Source organism: Methylobacterium indicum (genome assembly GCF_001043895.1).
GTDB classification, from domain to species: domain Bacteria; phylum Pseudomonadota; class Alphaproteobacteria; order Rhizobiales; family Beijerinckiaceae; genus Methylobacterium; species Methylobacterium indicum.
Genome location: NZ_JTHF01000387.1, coordinates 1 through 7345 on the forward strand (window position 1 = coordinate 1; position 7345 = coordinate 7345).

Here is a 7345-nt window from a genome sequence, read left to right on the forward strand (position 1 = left end):
CATGACGTGTGCTGCTTGGGGCGGCTCGAGAACTCGAACCGGCCACCACCCGGCAGGCGCGGCGAACAGCAGAGCACGCAAGCGGCGCCACGGCCCAAATCATCAACCGAGAAATGCTGATGGTTTGCGTCAGCATCCTGCTGCGCTCGCCTATAATAGCAAGCTTAGACACTGGTCGCCCGGCGATTCGACCGAACCAGAAAGGATTCATGACATGAGAGTAACCGCGGAAGCCGTTGCCATCGACAAAGCGCTCGACGCGCTACTGGGCGCGATCATCGCACATGATGCCGAGCGAGATGCGCAGCCGAGTGAAACGCCGCTCCGCGCGAATTTTGTCAGCTTCGATGATTTGGCGAGCATTTCCCCTCGGCAGGCAGACTTGGGCGAGATGCTTGCTGACCCGATCGGCTACGCGCTTCGGGAGTCCGTGATGCGCCTTGGCCGTGAAGTTTTCCGCCTGAGCGGCGGCACCGACGCGATGCGCGCTACGCTCGAGCGTGTCGCCGGGATGAATCCCCGGCAATACGGCCACCGCGCCACCATCATGGACAAGGCCTGGGACGGCATCGGCAACGATGCGGACCGGTGGTGTAGCTGACGAACCGCCGCTCACCCTTCCCGGTTCTAGGAGGTCTCACGATGTCCCGCCGCTCGATTGCTCTTGCCCAGGCCGCCGGTGAAGCGACGGACGCGCCGGTGCTGCCCGCCACACCTGCCCTGCGGCTCGGTGACCGCTGCCGCTGGCCCCGGGACAGCCGTCGGGAAACCGCCATGGCCCAGGCTGCCGGTGAGCCGAACCCGGTCCGCTGGCATGCCGCCGTGACCAACCCCGGATGTGAGGTCATGGTGCGCGACGCCATGGCCCGCAGGGGCGTGGACACGGTCCTACCGATGCTCCGGTTCTGGCGAGTAAGGAACCGCAAGCGGATCATCGCCGAGCGCCCGCTGATGGCCCGCATCCTGGTGTTTGGGCTCGACCGCTCGACGCAGCACATCGCCGGCATCTACGGCCTGGAGCGCATCGTCAGGGGTGCGTCGGACCGCTGGGCGGTGCTGGCCCAAGGCGAGGTGGAAGATCTGCGCCTGCGCATCCTGCGGGGCGAGTTCGACGCCACGCTCAGGCAGACCGACCCGCAGATGGAAGTGCCGCCGCTGATCCGGCACCTCGTCAGCATCGGCGCCCTCCCCTACTCTGCGACTTGTACCCACAAGGCAGCGCGGAACTTGGGCTTGAAATTCAAGGACGTAGCGTGATATTCCGAGCTGTCCGCACGGCAGTGGCTTCGCACCTGCCGTGCGTTAGCTTTGGCGGATTAATGACCCGCGGGTCAGGAAGTGGGGGTACCCTTCCGCCGCCGCGCCCTCTGAGCGCTCGGGAGGGTATCAGGCACCAGCGTGACGTTGACTGGGTTCGGGGTGTGGTCGAAGGCGGCGCCCGTGTAGGCGTCAACGCCAATCCCGATCACGCCGCCGAGCAGCACGTTACCAGCCATGCCAGCAGCGCCTGCACCGACCACCTTGGTGCGCACAGGAACCACTTCAGGTCGATAGCCCGCCTTAGTGAAGGTCACGTCGAACTCGTCCGAGCGCTCGACCTCCAAAGAGCAGGGTGTCGCCGGACATGCATAGGCTTTTGTCGTCACCATTTGAGCACCCGGCGGTTCTGTGACGAACGCCATTCGCTCAGTCGTTCCACGGGCGATAGATCCGCAGCCGCCCGCGAGCGCGGCGATCAAAGCCACGCCAACCAGATTTTGAAAAGACATTGTTGCCCCCGCTGCCGCTTCTTGGGCGGCACAGCGGCCTTGTGGCTTAAGCTTGCATTGCCGGCAATGGGATGGCGGGCGAGGTCCACACGGCCTTCTACCGTGTTGCACGCACGGCACAACCGAATGTTCAACCCAAGGTGAGGCGTCTCAGCTGAGCCCCACCCGCTGCCAGCCCGCCGGACCGGCACCCCGCCCCGAGGTGTCAGGGCCCCTGGGGGCTATGGACCTATACGGGTGGTCGGGGCCCCCATGTTTCCTAGCGCCAGGGTGCCAAAACCCGTGAACGGTGAACGGTGAACGTCCCGAGTGAACGCCCCGCCGCCACGATGACCCAGGCCGAGTTCGCTCGGCACCGCGGCGTCTCGAAGGCGATCGTCACGAAGTGGAAGGGCCAGGGCCTGCTGGCGGTCACCGCCGATGGCCGGGTCGAGGTCGAGGCCACCGAATGGAACCTCGACCAGAGGCCGGCCACGAACCGGGGCGGCACGACACACCGCCCGATCCGCACCATCCCGCGAGCCGAGCCCGATCCCCGCGAGCGCCCGGCGCCGCGGCCGAGCAAGGCGAGCCAGGGCGCGCCACCCAGACAGGCGCCCCCGCCCGATCCTGACGATGACGCGGAGGCGCCCCCGGAATTCGACCCGGAGAACCCGAACCTCTCGCTGGCCGCCGCGGCGCAGCGCAAGGAAAACCATCTCGGCCTGCTCCGCCGGCAGGAGTACCTGACCAAGCAGGGCAAGCTGGTCGACCGCGCCGAGGCCGAGGCCGCCTTCTTCGACGAGGCCCGGGCGATGCGCGACGCCTGGCTCGCCTGGCCGGCCCGGGTCGGCATCGAGATGGCGGACGCGCTGAAGGTCGATGCCCGGACGCTGACCCAGGTCCTCGCCACCTATGTCCAACAGCACCTCGCCGAACTCGGCGAGCCCAGCGACCCCGATCTCGGCTCACCCGAAGCCGGCTGACGTCGCCAGCCTACGCCGGTCATGGCGGCGCGGCATGACCCCGCCGCCGAACCTCGACGTGGTGCAGTGGGCGGAGCGGTACCGGAAGCTGAGTAAGGAGAGCTCGAACGGCGGCAAGTTCTTCGTGTCGCGGGTGGAGGTGGCCCGTGGCCCGATGCTCTGGGCGACCGAGCCGGGGGTCAGCAAGATCACGCTGATGGCGTGCACGCAGTTGCTGAAGACGACGTTGATCGAGAACGTCATCGGCCGCTTCGCTCACGTCGATCCCTGCCCGATGCTCGGGGTGTTCCCGAAGGACGACGCGGCCGAGACCTTCTCGAAGGATCGGCTGGCGCCGATGATCCGGGACACGAAGGTGCTGACCGACCTGTTCGGTGAGGCCAAGTCCCGGGACGCCGGCGCTACACTGTCGCACAAGCAGTTCCCGGGCGGGCACATCACCCTGGTGGGTGCGAACAGCCCGACCAACCTCGCGATGCGGCCGATCCGGCTCCTGGTCTGCGACGAGATCGACAAGTACCCCCTCTCCGCCGGTGGAGAGGGCCCGCCGATCGACCTCGCCGAGGAGCGGCAGGCCGAGTTCAAGGCGAACAGCCTGACCGTGGTGGCCTGCTCGCCGACGATCGCCGGGCGCTCGGCCATCGAGGCGAGCTACGAGGAGAGCGACCAGCGCAAGGCCTTCGTCCGCTGTCCGCACCCGGGCTGCGGCGCCTGGCAATCGCTGGAATGGGAGCGGGTCCGGTTCGAGAAGGACGAGGCCGGCAAGATCCGCCCTGAGACGGCGTGGTACGTGTGCGAGGCCTGCGATCAGCCCTGGACCGAGGCCCAGCGCCTAGGCGCGCTGAAGCAGGTCGAGTGGCGGCAGACCCGGTCGTTCACCTGCTGCGGCGAGCCGCAGACGCCGGAAGGGTGGGCGCCGCTGGCGCACGGGGTGCGGCGGGCGCTCTGCCGGCACTGCGGCGCGCAGGCCGTGCCGAACGACCATGCCGGCGGCGTCGCCTCGAAGCTCTACGCGCCGAAGCAGACGATCCGGGAGACGGTGACGAAGTTCGCGAGGGCGCTGCGACGCGGGCCGGAGACGTTGCGGACCTTCTTCAACACCCAGCTCGCCCGCACGTGGAAGGAGGGCGCCGACGCGCCGGACTGGCACGACGTCTACGCCCGGCGCGACACCTACCTGTCGGGCACGGTCTGCCGGGCGGCGCTGATCCTGTTCGCCGGGGTCGACGTGCAGAAGGACCGCCTCGAGGTCGGGATCTGGGGCTTCGGCCGCAACCGTGAACGCTGGCTGGTCGAGCACCGCGTCCTGCCCGGGCCGACGAACCGCCCGGAGGTGTGGGCCGACCTCGAGGCCATGTTCGGCGAGACCTGGCAGCACGAGGCCGGCGCCGAGATGGCGGTGCGGGACTGGGGGATCGATTCGAGCGGCTTCACCGCCGAGGTCTACGCCTTCGTCCGCTCGCAGGGCGGGCGCGGCAACGTGCACGCGGTGGACGGTCAGGACAGCTACGCCTCGGCCTTCCTCGGTGTCGGGGCGAAGGACACCACCCCCGCCGGCAAGAAACTGCGGCGCGGGCTGAAGACGGTCCGGGTGGGCGCCTCGTTCGCCAAGCAGGAACTGATGGGCTGCCTCGCGCTGCAGCGCCCGGCCGAGGGCAATCCCTTCCCGGCCGGCTTCGTCCACCTGCCGCGCGATGTGCCCGAGGATCAGGTCAAGCAGCTGACCGCCGAGGAACTGGTGACGCACGTCACGCGCGGTCGCACCCGGCGCGAGTGGGTGCCGATCGGCGGCCGGCGCAACGAGGTGCTGGACTGCGCGAACTATGCCCGGGGCCTTGCCGCGATGCGCGGCTGGGACCGGTGGCGGGAATTGCACTGGCGCGATCTTGAGGCGGCGCTGGGCATCGAACGGGTCCGCCCAACGATCGACGAGGCGCCGCTGCCGCCCGCGGTCGCCGCCGGCACGCTGGCCGCGCGGAACCTGCAACGACGCGCCGTCCGGCGCAGCCGGGTCAACAACCGGCCCACGAGGTGAGCATGGCCGACACGCCGGAACAGCAACTCGCGAAACTGCGCGCCCAGAGGGTGAAGCTGCGCGCGGCGATGGCGAGTGGCGTGCTCACCGTCGAGGGCGCCGACAACACAGGGCGGGTCACGTATCGCACCTATGCCGAGATGCGGCAGGCGCTCCGCGACCTGGATCGGGACATTGCCGCGCTGGTGGTCGCGACCGGCGGGACGGTCGTGCGGCGCACCACCCAGGTCGTGATGACGGGGCGCAGCGGGTGGTGAGCGCCACGCCGCCCGTCCGGTTCCGGGTCAAGGGCACCGGCCAGTACGTCGCGCCGGTCGCCATGGATCTCGACGGCGAGCCGGCCGGCACACTCGAGGCCCCGGCCTATGACGTCGCGGGCGGGCGCGGCCGGCGCTCGCGCACCTGGCGGGTTGGCAGCTACGGCCCGAACAGCGCGATCACCTACGCGCTCGACGAGTTGCGCCGGAAGAGCCGTGATCAGACCCGGCGCAACCCCTATGCCGGCGCCGCGGTCGACCGGCTGGTGAGCAACATCGTCGGTACCGGCATCGTGCCGCGCTGCACCGCCGCGCGCTCGACCGAGGGACTGTCGAAGGCCGAGGCCCGCCGGATCAAGAAGGAGGACGCCGCGTTCCGGGCCGGGCTGCAGGCGCTGTTCCTGGCCTGGACCGACGAGGCCGACAGCATCGGCGCCCACGATTTCTACGGCCTGCAGGCCATCGCGGTGCGCGGCATGGTCGAGGGCGGCGAGAGCTTCACCCGCCTGCGCACCCGGCTGCTCTCGGACGGCCTGTCGGTGCCGCTCCAGCTGCAGGTCCTTGAGGGGGACCACTGCCCGCACCTCAAGACCGAGCCCGGCAGCAACATCCGTCAGGGCATCCGGTACAGCGCGATCGGGCGGCGCCAGAGCTACTTCCTCTACCGCGAGCACCCGGGCGACGGCGTGCTCGCGCCGGCCGGCCTCGAACTCGCCGAGGTGCCGGCGGGCGACGTGGCGCACCTCTACCGGGCCATGCGCCCCGGGCAGGATCGCGGCGAACCCTGGCTCGCCCGGGCGCTGCGCACCCTCTACGACCTCGACGGCTACCTGGACGCCGAGCTCGTCCGCAAGAAGAACGCGGCGCGCCTCGTCGGCTTCATCAAGCGCGTCATGGACGAGGGCGCCGACAGCCCGGCCGGGTCCGGGCCGCTCGGAACGGACGGCGCCGATGATGATGGCGCCGTCTCACTGGAGTTCGAGCCCGGCACCCTGCAGGTGCTGGCCGACGGCGAGGAGGTGCAGTTCTCCGACCCGAAGGACGTCGGGCCGAACTTCGACATGTTCGTTCGCGAGGCCAAGCGCCAGATCGCGGCGGCCTGCGGTCTGCTCTACGAGATCCTGAGCGGCGACTACAGCACGCTCGACGATCGCACGCTGCGCGCCGCGCTCAACGATTTCCGCCGCGGCGTCGAGGCGTTGCAGCACCATCAGGTCGTGTTCCAGTTCTGCCGCCCGATCTGGCGCCGGTGGATCGACCTCGCGATCATGTCGGGCGCGCTGAAGCTGCCGCCTGGCATGCCGCGCGCCGCGGCCTACGCCGCGAACTGGGTGCCGCAGGCCTGGCCGTACATCCACCCCGTGCAGGACGTCGAAGGCAAGACGAAGGAGATCCAGGCGGGTCTCTCCTCTCGCGCCAGAAAAGTCGCCGAGGGCGGCTTCGACGCCGAGACGATCGACGCCGAGAATCAGGCGGACAACGAGCGGGCCGACGAGATGGGCCTCGCCTACACCAGCGACGGGCGGAAGGCGGTCGACACCGCGCCGGCCGGAGACGCGGCGCCGCCGGCTGACCCCGCGCCGCAGCGCAAGACCAAGCTCAAGCCCACAACCTGACAGGATCCGACATGGCCGTGCTGGTCAACGGGAACGAGATCGTGCTCTCGGGCACGGTCGGCGACCTCTATTGGGATGAGTGCTTCACTGCGTCCGACGTCATCGTGGCCCTGGCCCAGATCGGGCGCGGCGCGGACGTCACGATCCGCCTCAACAGCGGCGGTGGAATCGCCACCGAGGGCGCGGCGATCCACTCCGCGCTCGCGGCTCACACCGGCCGCAAGACGATCGTCGTGGAGGGCATCGCGGCCTCGGCGGCCTCCGTCATCGCGATGGCCGGCGACGAGATCGTCATGGCGCTCGGCGCGCTGATGATGGTGCACGATCCCTCCGGCTTCACCTTCGGCACCGTGTCGGATCACGAGGCCTCGGTCCGCAGCCTGACCGCGCTCGCGACGGCGATGGCCGCCATCTACTCCGACCGTACCGGGCACACCGTGGACGAAGCCCGCGCCGACATGCGGGCCGAGATCTGGATGACACCCGAGGAAGCGGTCGAGCGCGGTTATGCGGACCGCGTCCAGGCCAAGGCCGCCAACGACGACGCGGTGCCGGCCGAGCCGACCGCCTTCGACTACCGCCTCTTCACCCATCCGCCGGAGCGCCTTGTCGCCCTGGCCGATCAGCGCGCGTGGACGAACCGTGCCCGCGCGCCCGCCGCGGCGCCCGCCGCCCCACCCCGCCAGAAGGAGAAGCTGATGGC

8 protein-coding genes are annotated in these 7345 nt (G+C 69.8%); 7 read left to right on the forward strand and 1 reads right to left on the reverse strand.

Annotated elements, in window-relative coordinates:
- Nucleotides 1–601 (forward strand): hypothetical protein (locus QR78_RS35780; RefSeq protein ID WP_208993253.1); only part of this gene is annotated, 601 nt, incomplete at its 5' end.
- 41 nt (nucleotides 602–642) lie between these two features.
- Nucleotides 643–1257, forward strand: a complete 615-nt coding sequence (locus QR78_RS30550) for a transcription termination/antitermination NusG family protein (RefSeq protein WP_125901347.1) — start codon at nucleotides 643–645, stop codon at nucleotides 1255–1257.
- A gap of 74 nt (nucleotides 1258–1331) precedes the next feature.
- On the opposite strand, the gene QR78_RS30555 is transcribed toward QR78_RS30550, so the two are convergent.
- Nucleotides 1332–1769, reverse strand: coding sequence for a hypothetical protein (locus tag QR78_RS30555; protein WP_048431397.1), 438 nt, complete (start codon nucleotides 1767–1769; stop codon nucleotides 1332–1334).
- 296 nt (nucleotides 1770–2065) lie between these two features.
- On the opposite strand from QR78_RS30555, the gene QR78_RS30560 reads away from it, so the two are divergent.
- From QR78_RS30560 to QR78_RS30580, 5 genes are all read left to right on the forward strand, one after another.
- Entirely contained in the window at nucleotides 2066–2734 is a 669-nt protein-coding gene (locus QR78_RS30560) for a hypothetical protein (protein ID WP_425284191.1), read from the forward strand.
- Nucleotides 2735–2768: 34 nt separating this feature from the next.
- A complete protein-coding gene (locus QR78_RS30565; RefSeq protein ID WP_244278509.1) occupies nucleotides 2769–4769 on the forward strand; it encodes a phage terminase large subunit family protein in 2001 nt (666 codons plus the stop codon).
- 2 nt (nucleotides 4770–4771) lie between these two features.
- The gene (locus tag QR78_RS30570) at nucleotides 4772–5026 is read left to right on the forward strand and encodes a phage head-tail joining protein (RefSeq protein WP_048431400.1); all 255 of its coding nucleotides are present in this window, start codon (nucleotides 4772–4774) and stop codon (nucleotides 5024–5026) included.
- A gap of 62 nt (nucleotides 5027–5088) precedes the next feature.
- Nucleotides 5089–6642, forward strand: a complete 1554-nt coding sequence (locus QR78_RS30575) for a phage portal protein (protein WP_048431402.1) — start codon at nucleotides 5089–5091, stop codon at nucleotides 6640–6642.
- Nucleotides 6643–6653: 11 nt separating this feature from the next.
- Nucleotides 6654–7345, forward strand: a 692-nt coding sequence (locus QR78_RS30580; RefSeq protein WP_048431401.1) for a head maturation protease, ClpP-related, incomplete at its 3' end; no start/stop codon positions are given.